At 67.0% G+C, this 24,178-nt stretch carries 21 protein-coding genes; 15 read left to right on the forward strand and 6 right to left on the reverse strand.

Going from position 1 to position 24,178, the window contains the following annotated elements; translation table 11 throughout:
- Window positions 1-57: 57 nt before the first annotated feature.
- Window positions 58-2,055, reverse strand: coding sequence for a TonB-dependent receptor family protein (locus tag IB261_RS15845; protein ID WP_192382800.1), 1,998 nt, complete (start codon window positions 2,053-2,055; stop codon window positions 58-60).
- A gap of 339 nt (window positions 2,056-2,394) precedes the next feature.
- Here IB261_RS15845 and IB261_RS15850 point away from each other — a divergent pair, with 339 nt between their 5' ends.
- The 3 genes from IB261_RS15850 (at window position 2,395) to IB261_RS15860 (ending at window position 6,674) form a co-directional block, all read left to right on the forward strand.
- Window positions 2,395-4,821 (forward strand): glucose/quinate/shikimate family membrane-bound PQQ-dependent dehydrogenase, encoded by a 2,427-nt coding sequence (locus tag IB261_RS15850; protein ID WP_192382555.1) that lies wholly within the window; start codon window positions 2,395-2,397, stop codon window positions 4,819-4,821.
- 107 nt (window positions 4,822-4,928) lie between these two features.
- A complete protein-coding gene (locus IB261_RS15855; RefSeq protein ID WP_192382556.1) occupies window positions 4,929-6,194 on the forward strand; it encodes a carbohydrate porin in 1,266 nt (421 codons plus the stop codon).
- Between the two features lie 147 nt (window positions 6,195-6,341).
- Window positions 6,342-6,674, forward strand: coding sequence for a DUF1508 domain-containing protein (locus IB261_RS15860; RefSeq protein ID WP_081520420.1), 333 nt, complete (start codon window positions 6,342-6,344; stop codon window positions 6,672-6,674).
- Window positions 6,675-7,009: 335 nt separating this feature from the next.
- On the opposite strand, the gene IB261_RS15865 is transcribed toward IB261_RS15860, so the two are convergent.
- A complete protein-coding gene (locus IB261_RS15865; protein ID WP_192382557.1) occupies window positions 7,010-7,387 on the reverse strand; it encodes a GFA family protein in 378 nt (125 codons plus the stop codon).
- Window positions 7,388-7,564: 177 nt separating this feature from the next.
- Here IB261_RS15865 and IB261_RS15870 point away from each other — a divergent pair, with 177 nt between their 5' ends.
- The 10 genes from IB261_RS15870 to IB261_RS15915 all read left to right on the forward strand — a co-directional run bounded on the left by IB261_RS15870 (window position 7,565) and on the right by IB261_RS15915 (window position 18,504).
- Window positions 7,565-8,764 (forward strand): MFS transporter, encoded by a 1,200-nt coding sequence (locus tag IB261_RS15870; protein WP_192223517.1) that lies wholly within the window; start codon window positions 7,565-7,567, stop codon window positions 8,762-8,764.
- Between the two features lie 19 nt (window positions 8,765-8,783).
- Window positions 8,784-9,587, forward strand: coding sequence for a 2,5-didehydrogluconate reductase DkgB (gene dkgB / locus IB261_RS15875; RefSeq protein WP_081520423.1), 804 nt, complete (start codon window positions 8,784-8,786; stop codon window positions 9,585-9,587).
- A 58-nt stretch (window positions 9,588-9,645) separates the two neighbouring features.
- Window positions 9,646-10,671, forward strand: coding sequence for a zinc-binding dehydrogenase (locus IB261_RS15880; RefSeq protein ID WP_151187208.1), 1,026 nt, complete (start codon window positions 9,646-9,648; stop codon window positions 10,669-10,671).
- 177 nt (window positions 10,672-10,848) lie between these two features.
- On the forward strand, window positions 10,849-11,631 hold the full coding sequence (locus IB261_RS15885; protein ID WP_192382558.1) for an SDR family oxidoreductase: 783 nt from the start codon (window positions 10,849-10,851) through the stop codon (window positions 11,629-11,631).
- Between the two features lie 268 nt (window positions 11,632-11,899).
- A complete protein-coding gene (locus tag IB261_RS15890) occupies window positions 11,900-12,805 on the forward strand; it encodes a LysR family transcriptional regulator (RefSeq protein WP_081520426.1) in 906 nt (301 codons plus the stop codon).
- Between the two features lie 100 nt (window positions 12,806-12,905).
- Entirely contained in the window at window positions 12,906-15,071 is a 2,166-nt protein-coding gene (locus IB261_RS15895; RefSeq protein WP_192382559.1) for an FUSC family protein, read from the forward strand.
- Complete coding sequence (locus IB261_RS15900) at window positions 15,061-15,267, forward strand: DUF1656 domain-containing protein (protein WP_045207441.1); 207 nt, start codon at window positions 15,061-15,063, stop codon at window positions 15,265-15,267. The genes IB261_RS15895 and IB261_RS15900 overlap by 11 nt, the downstream gene beginning before the upstream one ends.
- On the forward strand, window positions 15,268-16,227 hold the full coding sequence (locus tag IB261_RS15905) for an HlyD family secretion protein (RefSeq protein WP_192382560.1): 960 nt from the start codon (window positions 15,268-15,270) through the stop codon (window positions 16,225-16,227).
- A gap of 137 nt (window positions 16,228-16,364) precedes the next feature.
- The gene (gene pmrG, locus IB261_RS15910) at window positions 16,365-16,982 is read left to right on the forward strand and encodes a lipopolysaccharide core heptose(II)-phosphate phosphatase PmrG (protein ID WP_081520429.1); all 618 of its coding nucleotides are present in this window, start codon (window positions 16,365-16,367) and stop codon (window positions 16,980-16,982) included.
- 61 nt (window positions 16,983-17,043) lie between these two features.
- Entirely contained in the window at window positions 17,044-18,504 is a 1,461-nt protein-coding gene (locus IB261_RS15915; RefSeq protein WP_081520430.1) for a mechanosensitive ion channel domain-containing protein, read from the forward strand.
- A gap of 27 nt (window positions 18,505-18,531) precedes the next feature.
- Here IB261_RS15915 and IB261_RS15920 read toward each other — a convergent pair whose 3' ends face one another.
- Window positions 18,532-18,885 (reverse strand): SH3 domain-containing protein, encoded by a 354-nt coding sequence (locus tag IB261_RS15920; protein ID WP_081520431.1) that lies wholly within the window; start codon window positions 18,883-18,885, stop codon window positions 18,532-18,534.
- Window positions 18,886-18,924: 39 nt separating this feature from the next.
- Window positions 18,925-19,632 carry a 2OG-Fe(II) oxygenase gene (locus IB261_RS15925; protein ID WP_192382561.1) on the reverse strand — a complete coding sequence of 236 codons (708 nt, stop codon included), beginning with the start codon at window positions 19,630-19,632 and terminating at the stop codon, window positions 18,925-18,927.
- A 310-nt stretch (window positions 19,633-19,942) separates the two neighbouring features.
- On the opposite strand from IB261_RS15925, the gene IB261_RS15930 reads away from it, so the two are divergent.
- Window positions 19,943-20,569, forward strand: coding sequence for a class I SAM-dependent methyltransferase (locus IB261_RS15930; RefSeq protein ID WP_192210962.1), 627 nt, complete (start codon window positions 19,943-19,945; stop codon window positions 20,567-20,569).
- A 128-nt stretch (window positions 20,570-20,697) separates the two neighbouring features.
- Here the strand turns inward: IB261_RS15930 and IB261_RS15935 are convergent, their stop codons facing one another.
- Both IB261_RS15935 and IB261_RS15940 read right to left on the reverse strand, forming a co-directional pair.
- On the reverse strand, window positions 20,698-21,726 hold the full coding sequence (locus IB261_RS15935) for an ABC transporter substrate-binding protein (protein WP_192210961.1): 1,029 nt from the start codon (window positions 21,724-21,726) through the stop codon (window positions 20,698-20,700).
- Between the two features lie 101 nt (window positions 21,727-21,827).
- Window positions 21,828-22,601: a class II aldolase/adducin family protein gene (locus IB261_RS15940; RefSeq protein WP_192382562.1), complete on the reverse strand. Its 774-nt coding sequence runs from the start codon at window positions 22,599-22,601 to the stop codon at window positions 21,828-21,830.
- Window positions 22,602-22,787: 186 nt separating this feature from the next.
- On the opposite strand from IB261_RS15940, the gene IB261_RS15945 reads away from it, so the two are divergent.
- Window positions 22,788-24,176 carry an aminotransferase-like domain-containing protein gene (locus IB261_RS15945; protein WP_192382563.1) on the forward strand — a complete coding sequence of 463 codons (1,389 nt, stop codon included), beginning with the start codon at window positions 22,788-22,790 and terminating at the stop codon, window positions 24,174-24,176.
- Window positions 24,177-24,178: the final 2 nt, after the last annotated feature.

Raw genomic sequence — 24,178 nt, forward strand, 5'->3', positions numbered from 1 at the left:
GCCTTGTGGCGCCCCGCAGACGACAATCGGAACATTGGAAGGCGATCCGGCGGCGACTCAATCGAACCGGTATTCCAGCCCGGCCCCCGCATACCACGAGCGCCCCGGCGCCGCCTCGTAGTAACGCCCGTTGCTGTCGCCGACGATCACCGAACCGACGTACTGGCGATCCAGCAGGTTGTCCAGGCGCACCAGCTGGTGGAAGGTCCAGGGCCCGACGTGCTGCTCGAAGCGGGTGCGCCAGTTGAACACCGCATAGCTGGGGGCCGGCTTGTCCTCGTTGCTGTCCTCGACATAGACCTTGCTGCGGTACTGGCCTTCGAAGCCCATGCTGATGCCATCCTGCGGCTTCCACACCAGCTCGCCGAACAGGCTGCTGCCGGGTACACCGGGCAGGTGGTTGCCCTTCTCGATGGTACTGCCGCTTTCGACGAAGTCCTCGTCGTAGGTGGCGTCGAGGCGCGTGTAAGCCAGGTTGGCCTGCCAGTGTTCGGACAGGTCGCTCTGCACGCCCAGCTCGAAACCCCGGCGCAGGGTCTTGCCGGCGTTCTGGTAACTGGTGCGGCCGCCGCTGGAGCTGGCGACGACGATCTCGTCGTCGGTGCGTATCTCGAAGATCGCCGCGTTGACCCGCGTATTACCGGCGACCCTGGCCTTCAGACCGACCTCATACTGGGTACTGGTGGCCGGGTCGAGGCCGAAGTTGAAACTCTCGCTCAGGCCCGGCGCGTAGGCCATCTCGGCCTGGGTCGGGGTCTCGAAACCCTTGCCGGCGCTGACGTAGCCGTGCAGGTCGGGAGTGAAGGCGTACATCACCGAGAGCGACGGGTTGTTCTGCTGGTACTTCTTCGAGCCGCTGGAGTCGCCGTTGGCCAGGTAGCGATCGTCCACTTCCATTTTCATGGTGCTGTGCCGCAGGCCGGCGTCGAAGGTCCAGTTACCCAGTTCCCAGCGCGCCTGCACGTAGGGGTCGAGGCTGGTGGCGATGTCGTTCTCGTTGCGCCGCATCTCGCCCTTCACGCCCAACTGGTCGCCGCTGAAGTTCTGGAAGCCCTTGCGGTCATCCTCGCTGCGGTCGTAGTCCACCCCGGTGGTGACGGTCAGCTCGCCCGGCACGCCGTGCACCGGCTGGATCCAACGCAGGGTGCCACCGTGGAACTCGCGGTCGAAGTCCACCACGCCACCGCCGCGCTGGGAGTTGGAAGCCACCGTCCTGGGGATCGACAGGTACTGCACCACGCTGCGCTGGCCGGCGTAGAGGTTGAACTGCAGGGTCGCATCGCCGAAATAGCGCTCGTAGTTCATGCCCAGCTGCTGGTGATCGATGCTCTTGCGCGTGTTGTACAGCTCGGCAGCCGGAGCGACGGAGCGCGGGTCGTGCTCATAGGCGTCCCAGGTCTGGCCCAGCGGGTCCTGCGTGTTGTTCTGCTCCAGGCTGCTGTAGATCAGCGCCATCCGGCTGTCTTCATCGGGCTTGAAGTTGAGCTTGGCGAAGGTCTGGTCGCGGCGCGCGGCGCTGTGGTCGCGGTAGCCGTCGGTGTCCATGCGCGAGGCATCGAGCAGGAAACCAGCCTGGTCGGTGCCGCCTTCGGCATACAGGTGGTTCTTGTTGAAGCCGTCGCTGCCGAAGGTGGTTTCCGCGCCGACTTTCGGCGGACCGTAGCCGTCGCGGGAGAACATCTGGATCACCCCGCCGCTGTTGCTGCCGTAGAGCGTCGAGGCCGGACCGCGCAGCACTTCGATGCGCTCGGCGACATCCAGGTTCAGCGTCGCTGCCTGGCCCTGGCCGTCCGGTGTGCTGGCGGGGATGCCGTCGCTGAGCAGCTTCAGGCCGCGAATGCCGAAAGCCGAGCGTGCGCCGTAGCCACGGGAGGAAATCTGCAGGTCCTGGGCGTAGTTCTGGCGGTTCTGCACCACCAGCCCGGGCACCCGCTGCAGCACTTCGGAGGCGTTGACGCCCAGTTGGCCGTCGCTGAGCTGCGGCTGCTGCACGGTATCGATGGAGAACGGCAGGTCGAAGCTCGACACCGGCGCATAGGCACCCGTCACCACCATGGGCGCGGCCAGCGCTTGCTCGGCGCTCTGCGGGTCAGCGGCGCGGGCCAGCTGGCCGTGGGTGACGCCGCAGATCAGCAGCGGCAGGAGTTTGAGTCGGGCGGGCACAGCGGAGCGGGAAACAGGCACGGCGGCTAGGATTCTTCTGTAGGACCGAGCAGCGATGCTGCCAGTCTCGGCAGCCTCTGCACAGAGGGTTGATCGGTCGGGATGTTGCGGAAAATGAGCGTGCGAGAGGCTATTTCATTCATCCGGTTTTTTAACTTCGACGTTTGTACTATCTAGTTAATTAGCTTGCTAAGAGTATAATCGGCGAATCCAACAGTGAGAACCTTCTGTATGAAACCGGTACAGCGCGCCTCCCGCGTGAGCACTTTCATCCTCCTCGGCCTGGGTGTGGTCATCGCCCTCCTCGGCCTCGCCCTGGCCGCCGGCGGCATCCGCCTGGTCAGCCTCGGCGGTTCCTGGTACTTCCTCATCGGCGGTCTGGCCATGGCCGTTTCCGGCCTGCTGATCGCCCTTCGCAAGCCGGCCGGCGCCTGGCTGTTCGCCGCCTTCCTGGTGGCAACCGCGGTCTGGGCCGTGGCCGACACCGGCCTGGCGTTCTGGCCGCTGTTCTCGCGCCTGTTCATGTTCAGCGCGATCGGCGTGGCAGTTGCGCTGGTCTACCCGCTGCTGGCCCGCTCCGCCGGCCGCGACGCAGGTCGTGGTGCATACGGCATCGCTGGCGTGCTGGCAGTGCTGGTGGTGATCGCCGCCGGCAACATGTTCGTCGCCCACCCCAGCGTTGCCCCCACCGGCAAGGGCCCCGGTCTGGCACCGGTTGACCCGGCCCACACGCAGAAGGACTGGGCCCACTACGGCAACACCGAGGGCGGCAGCCGCTTCGCCGCACTGGACCAGATCAACCGTGGCAACGTCGACCAGCTCAAGGTGGCCTGGACCTACCACACCGGCGACGTGGCGATCAGCGACGGCAATGGCGCGGAAGACCAGCTCACCCCGCTGCAGGTCGGCGACAAGGTGTTCATCTGCACCCCGCACAACAACCTGATCGCCCTCGATGCGGACACCGGCAAGGAACTCTGGAAGAACGAGATCAACGCCCAGTCCAAGGTCTGGCAGCGCTGCCGTGGCATGGCCTACTTCGATGCCACCAAGGAGATCGCCCAGCCGACCCAGCCCAACAGCTCGCAGGTCATCGCCGCCAGCGTGCCGGCCGGCGCCAACTGCCAACGTCGCCTGCTGACCAACACCATCGATGCGCGCCTGATCGCGGTGGATGCCGACACCGGTGAGTTCTGCCAGGGCTTCGGCAACAACGGCCAGGTCGACCTCAAGGCCGGCCTGGGTGACGTGCCCGATTCCTACTACCAGCTCTCCTCCGCGCCGCTCATAGCCGGTACCACCGTGGTGGTCGGCGGTCGCGTCGCGGACAACGTCCAGACCGACATGCCCGGTGGCGTGATCCGTGGCTTCGACGTCATCACCGGCGCCATGCGCTGGGCCTTCGATCCGGGCAACCCGGAAGACAAGGAAGCCCCGGCAGACGGCAAGACCTACGTGCGCAGCACTCCCAACAGCTGGGCGCCGATGTCCTACGACCCGGCGATGAATACCGTCTTCCTGCCCATGGGCAGTTCCTCCACCGACATCTATGGCGTGGAGCGCAGCAAGCTCGACCACACCTACGGCGCCTCGATCCTGGCCCTGGACGCCACCACCGGCGCCGAGAAGTGGGTCTACCAGACCGTGCACAACGACCTCTGGGACTTCGACCTGCCGATGCAGCCGAGCCTGATCGACTTCACCAGGGACGACGGCAAGACCGTGCCGGCGGTGGTGATCGGCACCAAGGCCGGGCAGATCTATGTGCTCGACCGCGCCACCGGCAAACCGCTCACCGAGGTGAAGGATGTACCGGTCAAGCCAGGCAACATCCCCAACGAGCCCTACTCGCCGACCCAGCCGAAATCCGTCGGCATGCCGCAGATCGGCGCGCAGACCCTCACCGAATCGGACATGTGGGGCGCCACGCCGTATGACCAGCTGCTGTGCCGCATCGACTTCAAGAAGATGCGCTACGACGGCCTCTACACCGCGCCGGGTACCGACCTGTCGCTGAGCTTCCCCGGCTCTCTGGGCGGCATGAACTGGGGCAGCCTTTCCACCGACCCGGTGCACGGTTTCATCTTCGTCAACGATATGCGCCTGGGCCTGTGGATCCAGATGATCCCCTCGGCCAACAAGGGCGCGGCGGCCGGCGGCGGCGAAGCGCTGAACACCGGGATGGGCGCCGTGCCGCTCAAGGGCACGCCCTACGCGGTGAACAAGAACCGCTTCCTCTCGGTGGCCGGCATTCCTTGCCAGGCGCCGCCGTTCGGTACCCTCACCGCCATCGACATGAAGACCCGCCAGGTGGCCTGGCAGGTTCCGGTGGGCACCGTGGAAGACACCGGCCCGCTGGGCATCCGCATGCACCTGCCGATCCCCATCGGCCTGCCGACCCTCGGCGGCACGCTGTCCACCCAGGGCGGCCTGGTGTTCATCGCCGGCACCCAGGACTTCTACCTGCGCGCCTACGACAGCGGCAACGGCAAGGAAATCTGGAAGGCCCGCCTGCCCGTCGGCAGCCAGGGCGGCCCGATGACCTATGTGTCGCCCAAGACCGGCAAACAGTTCATCGTCATCACTGCCGGCGGCGCACGCCAGTCCACCGATCGCGGCGACTACGTAATGGCCTACGCCCTGCCCGACAAGCAGTGAGCGGCCCGGCCTGACGATCCCATCGCGCCCGCCTCGTGCGGGCGTCTCCTTCCGGCGCGGCACTACCACCGCGCCTTTTTTTATTCGCTTCACGTTCAGGAAATCCCATGCGCACTTCCCTTCGCCTAACGCCCGGCCTGCTGCTGTGCGTCGCCTCGCTGCCTGCGCTGGCCGAAGAAGGCCTCCTCGACCGACCCACCATGACCGGCGACTGGGGCGGCCTGCGCCACCAGCTGGAACAGGACGGCGTCAAGTTCACCGGCGACTACAGCGGCGAGACCGCCTACAACACCCACGGCGGCCTGCACCGCTCGGCGCGCTATTCGCAGAACATCAAGCTGGGCGTGCAGTTCGACCTGTCGAAACTCTACGGCCTGGACAACGGCGGCAAGGTCCAGCTGACCATCAACGACCGTCGCGGCAACAGCGCCTCGGAAGACCTGGTGGGCAACCGCCTGCCGGTGCAGGAAAACTACGGCGGCCTCTATACCCGCCTGACCGAGCTGAGCTATGAGCGCGACCTGAGCCAGGCGCTGAACTTCAAGCTCGGCTACATGGCCATGGGCAACGACGTCGGCGGGCTGGACAGCGGCATCCTCTGCAACTTCATGAACGCCGGCTTCTGCGGCCACCCGCTGAACATGTCCGGCGGCAGCGGCTGGACCAACTACCCCAACGCGCACCTGGGAGCGCGGGTGAAGTACAGCTTCGCGCCGGACTGGCAGCTGCGCATCGCCGCCTTCAACGTCGACCCGGAAAGCAACGGCAACTCCAGCCGCGCCTGGCACCTCACCCCCAGGCACACCACCGGCACCGTGGTGCCCATCGAGCTGATCTACAAGCCCCAGGGCGAGCTGCCCGGCGAGTACAAGCTGGGCTGGTACTACGACAGCTCCGACGTACAGCGCATCGGCAGCGACAAGCAGGAGTCCGGCCGCAGCGGCCACTACCTGCTGGTGGACCAGGCCGTGTGGAACGACCCGGCCACCAAGGGGCGCAGCCTGCACCTGTTCGGCCAGGCTTCGGCCGCCAGCAGCGCCGCCTCGCCCTTCACCAGGTGGTATGGCGCCGGCGTCGTGCTCTACAAGCCCTTCGAAGGCCGCCCGAAGGACAGCCTCGCGCTGGGTTATGGCCGCGCCGTGCCCAACCCGCGCAGCCGCGAGGTGCAGGAGAACAACGCTCTCGCCAACGGCCAGGACTATCCGAACCTGGACAGCGGCGAACAACTGATCGAGCTGAGCTACGGCTACCAGGCCACCCCCTGGCTGACCCTGCGCCCGGACGTGCAGTACGTCATCGAGCCGGGCGCCTTCTCCGGCCAGGACATCGACAACGCCCTGCTGCTCGGCCTGCAGGTCAAGGCGACGTTCTGAGACCCGTGACCCTGAGACAAATTGATACAGTAACCCCATGATTCATAGGACTTTTCCTATACAAATAGAACGCTCGTACTCCTAAACTGGCCTGTCACCCTGCGGGAACACCCGCAGGACGTTGACACCGGTTATATGGAGCTACACATGCCCGGTTGGTATGAAATCAAGGAACTCAGCAGCGGCAACCGTCGCGTTCTGCTCAAGAACACTGCCCACGGTACTCTGCTGGAAACTCTGGCCTACCCGACACAGGAGGCAGCCGAGCAGGCCATCAACAGCCTCCGCAGCTCCTGTGCGGCCGTCGAGCGCTACAAGCGCCAGATGTCCCCCGGCGGCAAGAATTTCTTCGTGATCCGCGATAACACCGGTGCAGAACTGCTGACCAGCAAGCTGTACGACTCCGAGGCCGCTCGCGACCAGGCGATCGCAACGATCGCCCAGGCCGGCCTCAGCACCGAGCTGCGCAAGCACGCCTGAGTGACGAGTGAATGAAAGAGCCCCGCGCAATGCGGGGCTTTTTTATGGGCATCTGGCCTTGCAGGGCGGATAACGCTGGCGCGATATGCGCCCTACGAACTTATCCGCGAAGTCCCGGGCGGCGGAATCCGCAACTAGCGGGAATTACCGACGCACAGCGCCCGCTCCTACGGGATAGATCTGTGCTCGGATCGGCCCTCACCCTAACCCTCTCCGTTCGGTGCCGGATGAAATCACAGCGTCAGCCGGCACGATTTGCTCCCTCTCCCTGAGGGAGAGGGCTGGGGTGAGGGGGAAAGCACAAACACCGAACTACCAGGGAAAGACAGTTGCTCCTACAGGTTGGCTCCGTCGTTCCCGGAAACCACGGTGGTCATGCTCTTGCCGTCCACCCGCCGCAGCGGCAGCGACTCCGGGTCGAAGCCGTCGATGCAGCAGGCATTCACACTGAGCAGCGCCGGATTGCTGCGGCGCTGGTGGTAAACGTAGATGCCGCATGTCCCGCAGAAGTAATGCAGCGCGACGCCGCTGTTCCAGCGATACAGGTGCAGGGCCTGATCACCGCGGGTCAATCGGAAGTTGTCCTTCGGCACGGTCGCCATCAGGGCGTTGCGCTTGCCGCACAGCGAACAGTCGCAGCGCACCAGTTCATCGAGCTCCGCGTCGAAGGCGAAAGCCACCACGCCGCAGTGGCAAGTGCCGGTGTAATGCATGGATGAATCCTCCTCGGGGATGCCCTTCATCGCTGATCCTCATGAATACATCAGCGTAGACACCCCGCTATTCGTGACTCCGACTCAACTATCCTTTGCTGTTTACCGCGTTTTTCTCAATGACTGACTTCCGGACAATGCCTCCCATCGCATCCCATTCGTCCGGAGCCCCACACCATGCCCCTCGCACTCCTGGCGCTGACGCTCAGCGCCTTCGCCATCGGCACGACGGAGTTCGTCATCGTCGGCCTGATCCCGACCATCGCCACCGACCTGGGCGTCACCCTGCCCTCCGCCGGCCTGCTGGTCAGCCTCTACGCCCTGAGCGTCGCCATTGGTGCACCGCTGCTCACCGCCATGACCGGGCGCATCCCGCGCAAGGCCTTGCTGGTCGGCCTGATGGCGCTGTTCACCCTCGGCAACCTGGTGGCCTGGCAGGCACCCAGCTACGAATCGCTGATCATCGCGCGCATCCTCACCGGCCTGGCCCACGGTGTGTTCTTCTCGGTCGGCTCGATCATCGCCACCAACCTGGTGAGCAAGGACAAGGCCGCCAGCGCCATCGCGACCATGTTCAGCGGCATGACCGTGGCCTTCGTCACCGGCATCCCGCTGGGCACCTTCATTGGCCAGCACCTGGGCTGGCGCGTGACCTTCCTGGTGGTCGCCGCCTTTGGCGTGGTCGCCCTGCTCGGCAGCCTGCTGTTCGTGCCGAAGAACATCCAGCACACCCCGCCGGCACCGCTGCTGCGCCAGGCCCGCGTGCTGCTGCAACCGCGCCTGCTGCTGGTCTATGCGATGACCGCCGTGGGCTACGGCGGTTCGCTGATCGCCTTCACCTTCCTCGCGCCGATCCTCCAGGACCTGGCCGGTTTCAGCCCGAACATGGTCGGCGCCGTGCTCCTGGCCTACGGTGTCTCGGTGGCCATCGGCAATATCTGGGGCGGCCGCCTGGCCGACAAGCGCGGCCCGGTCAGCGCCCTGAAGATCATCTTCGGCCTGCTGGCTTCGGTACTGCTGGTGCTGACCTTCACCGCCGGCAACCCGTGGCTGGTGGTGCTGACGGTGCTGGCCTGGGGCGCAGTGGCCTTCGGCAACGTGCCAGGCCTGCAGGTGTATGTCGTGCAACAGGCCGAGCGCGTGGCGCCGGATGCCGTGGACGTGGCCGCCGGCTTCAACATCGCCGCGTTCAACCTCGGCGTGGCTGGCGGTTCCTGGGCGGGCGGTCTGGTCGTCAGTCACCTGGGCCTGGGCCACACCCCCTGGATCGCCGCCGTGGTCACCCTCGCCGCCTTCGGCCTGACCGCCCTGAGTGGCCGTCTGGACCGCAGAAATTCCATGGAACCGGCCGCCGCTGGCGCGGTTCCCACTCACTGATCGACCAAGGAGACTTCCCATGAGCGTTCCCGCATTCGGCCTCGGCACCTTCCGCCTCAAGGGCCAGACCGTCATCGACTCCATCCGCACCGCGCTGGACCTGGGCTACCGCGCCATCGACACCGCGCAGATCTACGGCAACGAAGCCGACGTCGGCGAGGCCATTGCCGGCGCCAGGGTCAAGCGTGACGAGCTGTACCTGACCACCAAGATCTGGACCGAGAACTACGCTGCCGACAAGCTGATCCCCAGCCTCAAGGACAGCCTGCACAAGCTGCGTACCGACCGTGTCGAGCTGACCCTGATCCACTGGCCGTCACCCAAGGGCGAAGTCCCGGTCGCCGAATTCATGGGCGCCCTGGCCGAAGCCAAGGCCCAGGGCCTGACCGGCGAGATCGGCGTCTCCAACTTCACCATCGCGCTGATGCAGGAAGCCATCGCCGCCGTTGGTGCGGGCCAGATCGCCACCAACCAGGTGGAACTGCACCCCTACCTGCAGAACCGCAAGGTCGTCGATTTCGCCAAAAGCCAGGGCATCCACATCACCTCCTACATGACCCTGGGCTACGGCAAGGTGCTCAGCGACGAGGTGATCATCGAGATCGCCAAGCGCCACGGTGCAACCCCGGCGCAGGTCACCCTGGCCTGGGCCATGCAGCTGGGCTACTCGGTCATCCCCTCGTCCACCAAGCGCGAGAACCTCGAAGGCAACCTGCGCGCCGTCGACCTGCGCCTGACCGACGCCGACATGGCCGCCATCGCCGCGCTGGAGCGCAACGAGCGCATCACCAGCCCGGAAAGCCTGGCCCCGGCCTGGGATTGATTCGTCCCTGTCTGACAGCCGCCCCTCGGGGCGGCTTTTCCGCTTCCAAGGAATACTCATGAGAGCACCCGAACACACCCCCGCAAACGACTACGCCGCCTGGACCTGGACGCCCGGCGCCGGCCTCGACGGGCTGACCCTCGCCCGCCTGCCGGTGCCCACGCCGGGCCCGGACGAAGTGCTGGTGGCCAACACCGCCATCGCACTGAACCCGGTGGACTGGAAGATGATCGACTGGGGCCGCGACGACTGGCAGCAAGGCCAGGTGCCCGGCGTGGATGGCGTCGGCATCGTCATCGCGGTGGGCAGCGAGGTGAACCTGCGCGCCGGTGCCCGCGTCGCCTACCACCAGGCGCTGACCCGCGGCGGCAGCTTCGCCGAATACACCCTGCTGCGCGCCCGCGCCGTCTACCCGGTGCCCGATTCGCTGGACGACGCCACCGCCGCCAGCCTGCCCTGCCCCGGTCTCACCGCCTGGCAGGCACTGGACAAGCTGCCGGCCTGCAACAACCGCGACGTGCTGGTGACCGGGGCCGGCGGAGCAGTCGGCTACCTGCTGGCGCAACTCGCCCTGCAACGCGGCCTGCGCGTGTGGGTGACGGCCTCGGCGAAACGCCGCGAGCACCTGCTGCAACTGGGTATCGCCGGAGTCTTCGACTACCGCGACGGCCAGTGGACCCAGCACCTGCTCGAAGCCCTCGGCCCGCGTCGCCTGCACGGGATCTTCGACACCGTCAGCGGTAACCACGCCGCCAGCCTCGCCCCGCTGCTGGGCTACAACGGCCACCTGGTGTGCATCCAGGACCGCCAGGAAGGCGCCCCGCTGCCGGCTTTCAGTACCGCCATCTCGCTGCATGAAGTGGCGCTCAACAGTATCCACGCCCATGGCGAAACCCTCGACTGGCAAGAACTGCACGCAGGCGCAGAACAATTGATGCAGGGCGTCGCCAATGGCCAGCTGCAGGCGCCGGCGAAGCAATTTTTCGACTTCGCCGAGCTGCCCGAAGCGCTGCACCGCTTGAAGTCCGGCGCAGGCAGCGGTAAATGGATCAGTCGCCTGCCGGCGCCGATGGTCATCGCCTGACCGGACCGCTTCGGGGTAAAGCCGAATCCCCATCTGGCAGGATGAACACGTCGTAGGATGGCGTGGAGCGCAGCGATACCCATCGATGCCGTGCCCCCGCCGCATGGGTATCGCTGCGCTCCACCCATCCTACAAGAGCGCCCCGGACAAAACCCTCAGAACGAACAGGAGAACATCATGGATCTGGGCATCAAGGGCCGCTGGGCCGTGGTCAGCGCCGCCAGCAAGGGCCTGGGCAAGGGTTGCGCCCTGGCGCTGGCCCGCGAGGGCGTGAACCTGGCGATCAACGCCCGCGACGTGGACACCCTCGCCGCCACCGCCGCTGAACTGCGCCTGCTGGGCGTGGAAGTACGCGAAGTGGCCGGCGACATCAGCCAGCCGGACGTGCGCGCCGCACTGGTCGCCGCCTGCCCGCAGGTGGACATCCTGGTCAACAACGCCGGCGGTCCCCCGCCTGGTGATTTCCGCGACTGGGAACGCGAGGACTGGTTGCGTGCCCTGGAGCTGAACATGCTCACGCCCATCGAGCTGATCAAGGCCACCATCGACGGCATGGCCGAACGCGGCTTTGGGCGCATCGTCAACATCACCTCCGGTTCGGTTAAAGCGCCGATCGCCACCCTCGGCCTGTCGAACGGCGCGCGCAGCGGCCTGACCGGGTTCGTTGCCGGCGTTGCCCGCCAGCCGCAGGTAGCGGGCAACAACGTGACCCTCAACGGCCTGCTGCCCGGCTCCTTCGACACCGACCGCCTGCGCAGCGGCTTCCACCGCGCGGCAACCCTCAGTGGACGCGACGAAGGCGAACTGGTGGATGCCGGCAAACAGGAGATCCCCGCCGGGCGCTTCGGCAGCGCCGAGGAGTTCGGTGCTTTCTGCGCCTTCCTGTGCAGCGCCCACGCCGGCTACCTGACCGGGCAGAACCTGCTGCTCGATGGCGGCGCCTATCCGGGCACCTACTGAGTCCCGCACCCTGGTCCCAGCACCGGTATCCCTGTAGGAGCGGGCCATGCCCGCGATCCGTCGGCAGGGCCGGCGCTGGCCATCGCAGCGGAAGTCTGCCATCGGACGAATTCCAACCCTACCGGCACCTGGCACCGAATCTCCCTGCAGAGTCGCCCTAAGGGCGCGGTCGCGGGCATGGCCTGCTCCTGCAATGGCGCCCGATGTTCAAGACAACCCAGCTACGCCGCCCCTACAATCACCCCGCCGCTCCCGAACAGGCCTGCCGATGAAAGCCCACTCCGACGAACTCAAGACCTTCGCCACGGTGATCGACTGCGGCTCCATCACCGCCGCCGCCGAACAACTGGGGCTGACGCCCTCGGCCGTCAGCCGGGCGCTGTCGAAGCTGGAGGAAAAGCTCGGCACCACCCTGCTCAACCGCACCACGCGGCGCATGAAGCTGACCGAGGAAGGCGAGTTCTTCCTCGAGAATGCCCGGCACATCCTCGAACAGATGGACGCCCTGGAAGAGCGCCTGGCCCTGCGCCAGCAATCCCCGGCCGGGCGTCTGCGGATCAACGCGGCGTCGCCCTTCATGCTCCACGCGGTAGTGCCGCATATCGGCGCCTTCCGCGAGCGCTATCCGGACATCGAGCTGCAGCTCAACACCAACGACCTCAACATCGACCTGCTGGAACAGAGCACCGACATCGCCATCCGCATCGGCCACCTCGCCGACTCCAGCCTGCACGCCCGTCCGCTGGGCAGCAGCCGCCTGAACCTGCTCGCCGCTCCCCAATACCTTGAGCGCCACGGCACCCCGACCAACCTGGAAGAGCTGCTCGGCCACTCGCTGCTGGGCTTTACCCAGCCCGAGGCGCTGAACGTCTGGCCGATCCGCCACGCCGGGGGCGACACCCTCACGGTCGACCCGTCGCTGTCCGCCTCCAGCGGCGAGACCCTGCGCCAGCTGGCCATCGGCGCCCAGGGCATCGCCTGCCTCGCCAGCTTCATGACCTGTGACGACATCCGCGCCGGCCGGCTGGTGCGCGTGCTGCCGGAGATGACCAGCGAGCGCCGCCAGCCGATCCACGCGGTGTACTACCGCAACTCGCAGCTGGCGCTGCGCATCCAGTGCTTCCTCGACTTCATCCAGGAGCGTCTGGCGCAGTCGCTGCACGCCACCGGCTAAGCCAAGAAATTTCCCACAGCCGGAAAACCTCGACCACACTCAACAGGGTTCGCGACGCTCCACCGCCGGGGCGTCTTCCCGCCGTGATCGAGGGCCTGGCATGTCACCCATGCTGCTGTACCTGCGCGCCATCATCCATCCTGGCCGCGATACCCTGCTGTTCGCCCTGCGCACCGTGCTGGCGGGGCTGCTGACGCTCTACCTGGCGTTCCTGCTTGACCTCGACCAGCCCAAGTGGGCGACCATGACGGTGGTGATCATCAGCACCCCGCTGGCCGGCATGACCCTGCAGAAAAGCTTCGCCCAGGTAATCGGCACCACCATCGGCGCCATGGTCGCCGTGGCCATCATGGCGCTGTTTCCCCAGGCGCCGCTGCCCTTCATCGTTACCCTGGCGCTGTGGCTGGCGCTCTGCACGGCCGGCGGCACCCTGATGCGCTTCACCTACTCCCACGCCTTCGTCCTCAGCGGCTTCACCGCGGTGATAGTCGCGCTGCTGGCCCAGCCGGCGCCCGAATCCACCTACACCCTGGCCATCACCCGCGTCACCGAAACCCTGCTGGGCGTTGCCTGCGTGACCCTGGTCAGCCTGTTCTTCGCCCGGCCGCAGAGTGTCGCGCGCGGTTATTTCGCCAAGGTCGACCAGTTGATCCGCCTGATTGCCGTGCACGCCGCCGCGGTGATCCGCGGCGAGGAGCTGGAGGAAGACTTCCAGCAACGCCAGAAGCAACTACTGGGCGAGATAGCCGCCCTGGAAATGCTGCGCCGCCACCTGTATTTCGACGCCCCGCGGCTGCGCGGCGCCGATGAACTGGTGCAGCAACTGGCCAACCAGCTGGTGCTGATGACCTCGCGCCTGGCCATCCTGCGGCGCCAGCGCAAGTTGATCGAAGCGCGCCTTAGCGGCCCGCTACCCGAATCCGTGCGGCGCCTGCGCGAGGACGAACTGGCCTGCCTTGCCGAGCTGGCCGAGTTCGGCCGCGACCTGCCCGGCGCCACCCGCAAGCGCATCACCCAGCTGCGCCAGCGCTTCGGCGCCGCCGCCCGGCAGGCGGAGGAACTGGCCGACGGCCTGCCCACGTCACTGCGTTCACTGGCCTGGGCGCTGCGCTTCGAGCAGGCGCGGCTGATGCAGCAACTCGACGAGATGATCGAGCTGAGCGAGGCGATCCAGGAGGGCCGCCCCGGCAGCAGCTCCTACCCGCAGAGCCAGGCCCACGCCCTGCACCTGGACTTCCACCTCGCCGCGATGAACGCCACCCGCGCGTTCGTCGCGCTGTGCTGCGCCGGCTGGATCTGGATCGAGACCGCCTGGGACGGCGCCCGCGCCGGGATGATCCTGATCGGCATCCTCTGCTCCCTGCTCGCCACCTTCCCGCGCCCGCTGATGGCGAGCCTGGCCTACATGCGCGGGCTGGCCATGGCGCTGGTGGCGGCGGCGCTGCTGCAGTTCCTGCTGCTGCCCAGCGTTGGCGACTTCGAGATGCTCGCGCTGTTCCTCACGCCGCTGCTGTACGTGATCGCAGTCGGGCTGGCCAACCCGCAGACAGCCGGGATCGGCATCGGTCTGGGCTTATCGACCTTCCTCCTGGTCGGCCCGCAGAACCAGGGCGCGTGGATCAACACCTCGCTGCAATGGTTCGAGTTCGCCGGCGGCTACGTCAGTGCCGGTGTGCTGGCGTTGCTGGTCTACGCCTGGGTGTTCCCCTTTGACGCCGATGCGCGTCTGCGCCGTCAGTCGCGCCGCACCCGCGCCGAGGTGCGCTCGGTACTGCTGTCCAAGCCCAGCGAAGCTCGCCGCTTCCTGTTCGAGAGCCGCATGGTGGATCGCCTGGCGATCATGCTCGGGTTGTTGCCGGCGGCGCGCGACAACCAGTCCGGCGAGCGCTTCCAGTGCAGCCTGGCGAGCATGACCCTGGGTGTGGTGCTGCACCAGCTGCGCCGCGAGAGCCTGAACCCCAACGGCCTGCCGCAAGCGCTGCGCGAGCGCCTGTCACTGCTGCTGGATGAACTCGCCGCCTGCCTCGACCAGCCACCCGCCGCGCCGCTGCACCGGGTACTGCCGGCCATGCGCGAGCTGGGCAGCGAGCTGGACGAGCTGCAAAGCCACGGCAACTACCCCAGCGGCGACGCCATGCGCCCGGTGTTCGTCAGCGGCGTCGCGCTGCTGGTGGCCGCCGACCTGCTGGAGCGCTTCCGCGACCTCTACGGCGAATCCGCCGCCCTCCATGACGACCACGGGGAAGCCGCGCTGCATGCCCGTTGATATCGAACTGGGCGGGGTCTACCTGCCGCCGCTGGCCCAGGCGCTGCTGCTGGCCCTGCCGATCTTCCTGCTGCTGGACTGGAGCCTGCGTCGCCTCGGCGTCCTGCGTCTGGTCTGGCACGAGGCGCTGTTCGAAGGCGCGCTCTATGCCTGCATCTGCGCAGGCCTGATCCTGCTCATGGGAGCCCTGCACTGAATGGCCAGCCTGCGCAAAGCCCTGCCGCCGCTGATCACCCTGGCCGTGGTCGCGCTCGCCCTGATCCTCGGTTACTTCGCCTGGACCTACTACACCCGCGCGCCCTGGACCCGCGACGCCCGCGTGCGCGCCGACGTGGTGACGCTCTCGGCGGACGTCACCGGGCGTATCGTCGAACTGCGGGTGAAGGACAACCAGCACGTCAAAAAGGGCGAGCTGCTGCTGACCATCGACCCGGCGCGCTACGAACTGGCGGTGCTGCACGCCGACCGCGCGGTGGAAGTCGCCCGCGCCGCACTCGGCCAGTCCCAGGCGGCCATCACTGCCAACCAGGCGCTGTTGCAGCAGCGCCACAACGAGGAGGTCCGGCGCCGGGCGCTGAAGGCGCGCTCGGCGATCTCCAACGAGGAATGGGAGAAGGCGCAGACCGACGTCACCGTGGCCGAGGCCCAACTGCTGCGCGAACAGGCCAACCTGGGCCTGGCGCAAGCCAATGTGGCGCTCTCCGAAGCCGCGCAGAAGCAGGCACGCCTGGACCTGGAGCGCACCCAGGTGATGGCGCCGGTGAACGGCTACGTGACCAACCTGCTGACCCGCGCCGGTGATTACGCCACGGCCGGCCATTCACTGGTGGCGCTGGTGGACAGCGACTCCTTCTACGTCGGCGGCTACTTCGAGGAAACCAAGCTGCCGCGTATCCGCGAGGGGGACCGGGTGGACGTGCAGCTGATGAGTGGCGAGCGCTTCGACGGCCGCATCGAGAGCATCGCCTTCGCCATCACCGACCGCGAGAACGCCCCCGGCGCGCGCCTGCTGGCCAACATCAACCCGAGCTATACCTGGGTGAAACTCGCCCAGCGCATCCCCGTGCGTATCGCCATCGCCCCCGACTACAAGGGCCGCGACCGCCTGCGCGCCGGCACCACCGCCACCGTCAGCGTGGTCGAAAGCGCTCGCTAGGCCCCTACCTTCCGATGGGCACGGGGAACTTTCATCACCGCCCCGTCATCAACCCATCGCGTGATTGTCACCCGCCCGGTGCAGCATGCCTTCAGCTTCCCGCATCCCGCGCGGACGCCTGCGCACGAGGATGACCCTTGCCCCGCCTTCGCCTTCTGGCCGCTTCCCTGCTGACCTGCACCACTCTCGCCCTGGTGGCCTGGCGTTCGCTGCCCACGCCACTGGAAGACGTGCCGAGCAGCAGCCTGTTCGCGCACAACTGGGCCCGCGGCGGGGTCGTCCTGCTGGTGCGCCACATGGAGCGTTGCGACCGCTCCACCGCCGAATGCCTGGGCGCCGCCGACGGCATCACCGCCCGCGCCGCCGCCCTGGCCCGGAGCATGGGCGAGAGCATCACGCGCCTGGGCCTGACCGCCACCGACATCTACAGCAGCCCGGCCAACCGCACCATGCAGACCGCCGACCTGATGTTCGACCGCAACGTGGCGCGCCAGGACTGGCTGCTCACCTGCAAGGATGGCGACCTCGCCGAGCAGATCCGCCAGCACAAGGCCGCGCACCGCAACCTCGTGCTGGTCACTCACAGCGAATGCTTCGACCTCCTGCGCGAGAACCTCAAGGTGCGCGAGACCGACACCCCCGAGTACGGCAGCGCCCTGGTGCTGTTCGACGAGAGCGAACCCAGGCTGCGCATTGCCGGGGAAGTCGAGACCGATGAGTGGCTGAAGCTGGTGAACTCGCACAACCCGAGCTGAGGCCGCTGCCAGAAAGCGCTTTCTGTGCCATCTTCTTGCGATCGTTCCAAGGAGAGGCTCGATGCCCGCCCTGCTCACTTCCCACCCGCTGTTCGCCGCCCCCGTCCTGTTGCTGATCGACCTGCTGCTCTGGCGGCTGGTCGGCCCGGCTCATCCGCACTGGCGGCTGGCCACGCGCATCCTGTGCTTCCTGCTGTTCAGCCTGCTGCTGTTCAACGCCGGGATGAACCCGCTGCGCGCCGCGCCCTGGCCGGATGACCTGCCCAGCCACATGGTCGCCACGGCCGTGCAGATATTCTGGTGGCTGTTCGCCGCGCGCTGTCTGACGGTGGTGCTGGGCTTCCTGCTGGTGCAACGCATCGGCCACGGCGGGCGGTTGCTGCAGGACGTGGTCGGCGCACTGATCTTCCTGGTCGCCATCATCGCCGCCGCCGGCTACGTGCTGGAGCTGCCGGTGAAGGGCCTGCTGGCCACTTCCGGGGTGGTTGCCATCGTCCTCGGCCTGGCGCTGCAGAGCACCCTGAGCGACGTGTTCTCCGGCATCGTGCTGAACACCACCAAGCCGTACCAGCTGGACGACTGGATCTCCATCGACGGTATCGAGGGCAAGGTCACCGAGATCGACTGGCGCTCCACCTACCTGCAGACCTCGCAGGGCACGCTGGCCGTGGTGCCCAACTCCCTCGCCGCCAAGGCCAAGGTGCTCAACCTGAGCCGCCCGGCAAACCTCTATGGCGTCAGCGTGAGCCTGACGGTCAGCCCGCACATCCGCCCGCGCAAGGTCGTGGAGGCGCTGGAGCACGCGCTCGGCGGCTGTCGAGCGCTGCTGGCCACGCCTGCGCCAGCGGTAAGCGTGCGCAAGTCCGCGCCGGACGGTGTGGAATACGAAATGAGCGGCTTCGTCGCCGCCATGGGCGAGAAGCGCGAGGTGCGCAACCAGTTGTTCGACCTCGCCTACCGCCACCTGCAGGCCGCAGGCATCAACCTGCTCGCCGAAGCCGATGCGCCGATGCGCGAGAGCGCCTCGCGGGCACGGGCGCTGCTGGTGCGTTCGGGGCTGTTCGATGCACTGCGCGACGAGGAACGCGACGAACTGGCAAAGCGCATGCAGCGCCGCCCCTTCAAGCGCGGCGAAGTGCTGCTGGCGCCGGGGGATGTCAGCGACCGCCTGCTGATCATCGACTCCGGCGTGGTCAGCGTCACCCTGCCCCACGACAGCCAGACCATCGAGGCCGGCCGCATGGGGCCAGGCGAAGTGTTCGGCGAGGCCGGCGTGCTGACCGGTTCGGCCTGGCAGGCTGAGTTCACCGCGATCAGCGATGGCGCCGCCTACTACATCGACAAGGAAACCCTCGCTCCCTGCATGGAGGCGCGCCAGGAGATCGCCGAGGCCATGGGCCGTCTGCTGGACTTCCGCCAGAAGGCCAGCGCCGCGCTATTGGTAGAGCAACCCACGGTGGTGCAGCAGCGCGGGCTGATGGCCTGGCTCAAGCAGCACGCCGGACGCCGCTACAAGGCCTGACTCCATTGCGTAGCAGGCGTTGCCGGGTCAGGCGCTGACTTCCTGCAGGCAATCCAGCGGCACCCAGCCGGCCTCGCCACCGGAGCGCACGCACCAGAGCCAGCCGCCCAGCTCGCGGCCGCCTTCGAGGCGCTCGCCGACTTCGACGTCGAGCTCGCGGGCGGTGTAGTCCTCCATCGCCACCCCCGCGCCCGGCGCAGTCATGTTGAAGACCTGCGCCGGCACCCAGCCCTCGCGCTGGCCGGGCGTGGAGCAGAAGTACCAGTCTTCCCAGCCCTCGGCGCCTTCATAACGCTCACCGACGAACAGCGGTGCGCCCCTGGCGAAGGTGATGGGCGCGGGGTACTCGCTGCGGTGACGCTGAATCACTTCGTAGTGCATGTCGATCTCCCGGTTCCCTGGACCGATCCATGCTACTCCTCACAGCGCATCGTGGAAGATCACCCCGAGGGTGAAGCGCTCGCCGGTATGCAGGCGACTGACGCCGTGGCGCAGATTGACCCGGTGATAGCCGCGCACGCCGTGAACCGGGCGCTGGGCCACGGCGAACACCACCGCATCGCCCTGCTGCAAAGGCACCACGCTCGCCCGCGACTGCATGCGCGGGCGCTGCTCGGTGAGGACGAACTCGCCGCCCGTGAACTCTTCGCCCGGCCGCGACAGCAGGATCGCCACCTGCAGCGGGAAGGCCCGTTCCCCGTAGAGGTCCTGGTGCAGGCAGTTGTAGTCGCCAGCACGGTAGCGCAGCAGCAAGGGGGTCGGCCGCCGCTGGCCGGCAGCGTGGCATTGGTCGAGGAAGCCGGCATGCTCCGGCGGGTACTGGATGCCGGTGCCCATGCGCTCCTGCCAGGTGTTGGCGATGGCCCGCAGCGGCGGATAGAAGGTTTGACGAAGCTCCTGCAGCAGGGTCGGCAAGGGATAGGCAAAGTAGCGGTATTCGCCGAGGCCGAAGTTGTGCCGGGCCATGACCACGCGGCTGCGAAATGGCGCCTCCTGGTCGTAGAGCGCGCGGAGCGTCTCGCACTGCGCCCTGTCCAGCAGGCCGGGGATCAGCGCGTGGCCGTCGGCGTCGAGTTGCTGGGTGAGTGCGGGCCAATCCAGGCCGGACAGGGTTCGGGAGAGGAGCATCTTGGCGATCCGTGATGGCAATGCCTCAGTCTAGGACCGCCCCTTTACCGCCCGCGCCCCAAGGCCGACTTTCAAACTTCCCTGTAGGAGCGCCTCATGGGCGCGATCGCGCCCCTGCATTTCTAGTAAGCGGCCCGTTCCTACAGGGAGACTCCGCTGTAACCCTGTAGGGCGCATAACGCCTATGGCGTTATCCGCCGCCATGGCGGACAGCCTGCTCCGGGTTATTCGCCCTGCGGTGACCGGCCAATGGGGCCATCCGTCAGGCGTCGTTGTAGACTCGGACATCCACCCCGGACCGACTACCGCCATGAGCACCGAAGACCCGATCCTGCGCGACATTTCCCGCGTCACCCTGCAGCACTACCAGAACAGTGCCCAGTCTTTCCGCGAGGGCACCTGGGACCACGACGTCACCCAGAACATTGCCGCGCTGCTGCGACATATCCAGGGCGAAGCACCTTTCGTGCTGCTCGATTTCGGTTGCGGTCCAGGCCGCGACCTGTGTGCTCTGAAAGGCATGGGGCATGCACCGGTCGGTCTGGACGGCTGCGCCGACTTCGTCGCCATGGCGCGCGAGGCCAGCGGCTGCGAAGTCTGGCAGCAGGATTTCCTCGCTCTTGAGCTGCCCGCCGAGCGCTTCGACGGCATCTATGCCAATGCCAGCCTGTTCCACGTACCGCGCAGCGAGCTGCCGCGTGTGTTGCGCCAGCTGCATGGGGCGCTGAAGCCGGGTGGCGTGCTGTTCAGCTCCAATCCGCGCGGGGAGAATCAGGAAGGCTGGAATGGCGGGCGCTACGGCTCCTACCACGACCTGGAGAACTGGACGCGCCTGCTGGAGAACGCCGGCTTCCGCGAGCTCGAGCACTACTATCGTCCGGCAGGCCTGCCACGGGAGCAGCAGCCCTGGCTGGCGAGCGTGTGGCGCAAGGTTTGAATTGACGCCAGCCCTGCCGGCGGGTCGCGGGCAGGGCCCGCCCCTGAGGGGGAACACGACTCCTCGCAGGGGCGAACCGCGCCAGCGATTCGATCACGCGGGTGTTGCCACCCGCGTCAAACCGCCGATCAGCCCTTCGCCGCCCAGGCGTTGAAGCGCTGCTCCAGGTCCTCGCCGTGGTCGACCCAGAACTCGAAGTTCACCGGCACGGCCTGTTCGAGGTTCGCCGGCGCCGTGTTCAGGCGCTCGATCAGTTTGGGATCGATCAGCTTGTTGGTCCCCAGGTTCACCGAGCCGTAGCCCAGCTTCACGGTGTGGATCTTCTGCTGTTCGGGCGAGAGCGAGAAGGCGATGAAGTCCTCGGCGGCCTTCTTGTTCGGGCTGCCCTTGGGGATCGCCCAGGAGTCGATGGCATACAGGCTGCCGTTCCACACCACCTTCATCGGCACGCCCTCCTCCTGCGCAGCGAAGGCGCGGCCGTTGTAGGCGGTGCTCATGACCACGTCGCCGCTGGCGAGGAACTGCATCGGCTGCGCGCCGGACTCCCACCACTGGATCGACGGCTTGATCTCATCGAGCTTCCTGAACGCGCGGTCCACGCCTTCCTTGGTGGACAGTACCTTGTACAGGTCTTCCTTCTTCACGCCATCGGCCAGCAGGGCGATCTCCAGGGTGTACTTGGCGCCCTTGCGCAGGGAGCGCTTGCCGGGGAATTTCTTCGTGTCCCAGAAATCCGTCCAGCCGGTCGGGCCGTTGGCAAGGCGTTTGCCGTCGTAGACCATGGCCATCGACCATACCAGCAGGCCGGCGCCGCAGTCGGAGATGGTGCCGGGCACGTAGTCTTCGGCCTTGCCGAGGATCGCCGGGTCGAGTTGCTCGAACAGGCCTTCTTCGCAGCCGCGCAGCAGCTCCGGCCCTTCCACCTGGACGACGTCCCAGTTGACGCCGCCGGTGTCGACCATGGCCTTGATCTTGCCCATTTCGCCGTTGTACTCGCCGGCGATCACCTTCATTCCTTCCTTCTTCTCGAAGGGTTTGTAGAAGGCTTCGGTCTGTACGTCCTTGCTGATGCCACCGAAGGAGATCACGGTCAGGTCAGCAGCCATGGCGCCGGACGCCACGCCCATGAGCAGGGCTCCCAGAATCGGGTTTTTCATTTCCACCTCTTGGCTTTGTTGTTGGCAGATGGTGCAAGCACGCAGGCGCCCGGTCTCTGCGGACCGGGGCACGGTAACAGGGTCAGGTAGGCCTGTTTTTCTTAACTGCGATAGGCGGCCTCGCCGTCCTCGATCAGGCGCAACGCCGATTCCCAGGCCAGCAGGTGCAGGCCGTCGACCAGCGCTTCCTCTTCCTGTACCGCAACGCGCTCGCACACAACGTGCGACGGGTAACACAGCTGGCGGCCACCAGCCAGGGCCTGGACCTGCGCCTGGCAGGCACGTTCGAGAAAGTAGATCTGGTTGAAGGCTTCGGCGATGCAGCGCCCGGTAGCCAGCAGGCCATGGTTGCGCAGGATCATCACCATGTGGCTGCCCAGATCGCCGACCAGGCGCGAGCGCTCGGCCGGGTCCAGGGCAATGCCTTCGTAGTCGTGGTAACCCAGGCGGTTGTAGAACTTCAGCGCGTGCTGGCTGATCGGCAGCAGGCCGTCTTCCTGGGCGGATACCGCGATGCCGGCGGCGGTGTGGGTGTGGATCACGCAGGCCACGTCCTCGCGGGCGGCGTGTACCGCGGAATGGATGTTGAAGCCGGCGCGATTGACGCTTTTCGGCCCGAAGCGCGGATCGATGACGTCGCCCGCGTGGTCGACCTTCACCAGGTCGGAGGCGCGCATTTCATGGAACATCACGCCGTAGCGATTGATCAGGTAGTGGCCCGGCTCGCCCGGCACCCGCGCGGAGACGTGGGTGTCGATGTGGTCGGTCCAGCGGAAGTGCGCAATCAGCCGGTACAGCGCGGCGAGGTCGCAGCGGGCCTGCCACTCTTCGGCGGAAATGCTCGACGGATCGATGTTGTAAGCTGTGTCACGCATGACGGGCTGTCCCTGTTCTTGTTCGGGGGTTCTTGTTTCAGGCTGTGCGGCGAATTGCCGCCGTCTGGGACCGAGTGTGCTGGGCGCGCCCGGCCCGCACCATGCACAGGGACAACGCAGAAATTGCAGTGCTGTTATGGTCCGCGGACCTGTACAGATCCTTCCCCACCAGAATCGGACCTTCGGATGCTGTTGCTCGACCCCACCTCGGACATTCCCCTGGTCACCCAGATCGTCGACGGCATCGCCCAGGCCATCGACGAGCAGCGCCTGCGCCCCGGCGCCAAGCTGCCCTCGATCCGCAAGTTCGCCCAGGCCAACGGCGTCAGCCACTTCACCGTGGTCGAGGCGTACGACCGGCTGGTGGCGCGCGGCTGTCTGAACGCCGTGCCCAACGCCGGCTTCTATGTGCGCGGCCCGGCGGTCGAGGACAGCGCCAGCGATGAGGCGCCCACCGAATTCGACTTCGATGCGCACCTGCTGCTGCACAAGGTCTTCCAGCCGCTGGGCATGGAGCTGCGACCCGGCGTCGGCCTGCTGCCCGAACACTGGCTCGACGGCGAAGGCCTGCTGCGCGGCTTGCGCAGCCTGGCGCGGGAAGAACCGACCCAGTTCGGCAACTACGGCCACAGCAAGGGCAACCCAAAGCTGCGCGGCAAGCTGGCCGACCGCCTGGGTGATGCCGGCGTGGCTGCCAGCCCGGAGCAGATCCTGCTGACCGCCGGCGCCAGCCAGGCGCTGGACCTGACCGTGCGCTACCTGGTGCAGCGTGGCGACCCGGTGCTCGTTGACGAGCCTGGCTACCACAACCTGTTCCTCAACCTGCGCCTGCAGGGCGCGCAGCTGCTGGGCGTGCCGCGCAGCGCCGACGGGCTGGATCTCGACCGCCTGGAGCAACTGGCCCGCGAACACCGCCCCAAGGTCTACTTCACCCAGGCGCGCCTGCAGAGCCCCACCGGCGGCAGCCTGTCGCTGGCTGCGGCGCATCGTCTGCTGCAACTGGCGGAGAAGTACGACTTCCTGATCGTCGAGAACGACATCTACGCCGACCTCGACCCCGCCGGCCAGTTGCTGCTGACCAACCTCGACCAGCTGGCGCGGGTGATCTACATCAGCAGCCTGTCCAAGGTCATCGCCCCGGCGCTGCGCACCGGCTTCATCGCCGCGCACCCCGAGCTGATCGAGGAGCTGGTACCGCTGAAGATGGTCAGCGGCCTGACCAGCTCGGAACTCACCGAGACCCTGGCCCTGGACATCCTCCTGCAGGGCCGCCACCGCAAGCACGTGCGCCAGCTGCGCGACCAGCTCGGCGAAGCCCACGACAGCGTGGCGCGACGCCTGGAAGCCGCCGGCCTGGAAATCTTCCATGAACCGCGCGCCGGCCTGTTCCTCTGGGCCCGGCACCGCGCGGTGGATGACGCCACCCTGCTCGCCAGCCGCGCCAAGGAAGCGAAGATCCTGCTGTTCCCCGGCCAGCTGTTCATGCCTGACGGCCGCAGCGTGCCGTGGATGCGCTTCAACGTCGCGCACTCGCTGGATGAGCGGCTGTATACCTTTCTCTCCGCACAGGGTTGATG

Origin of the sequence: Pseudomonas sp. PDM20 (assembly GCF_014852575.3) — a bacterium.
Lineage (GTDB): Bacteria > Pseudomonadota > Gammaproteobacteria > Pseudomonadales > Pseudomonadaceae > Pseudomonas.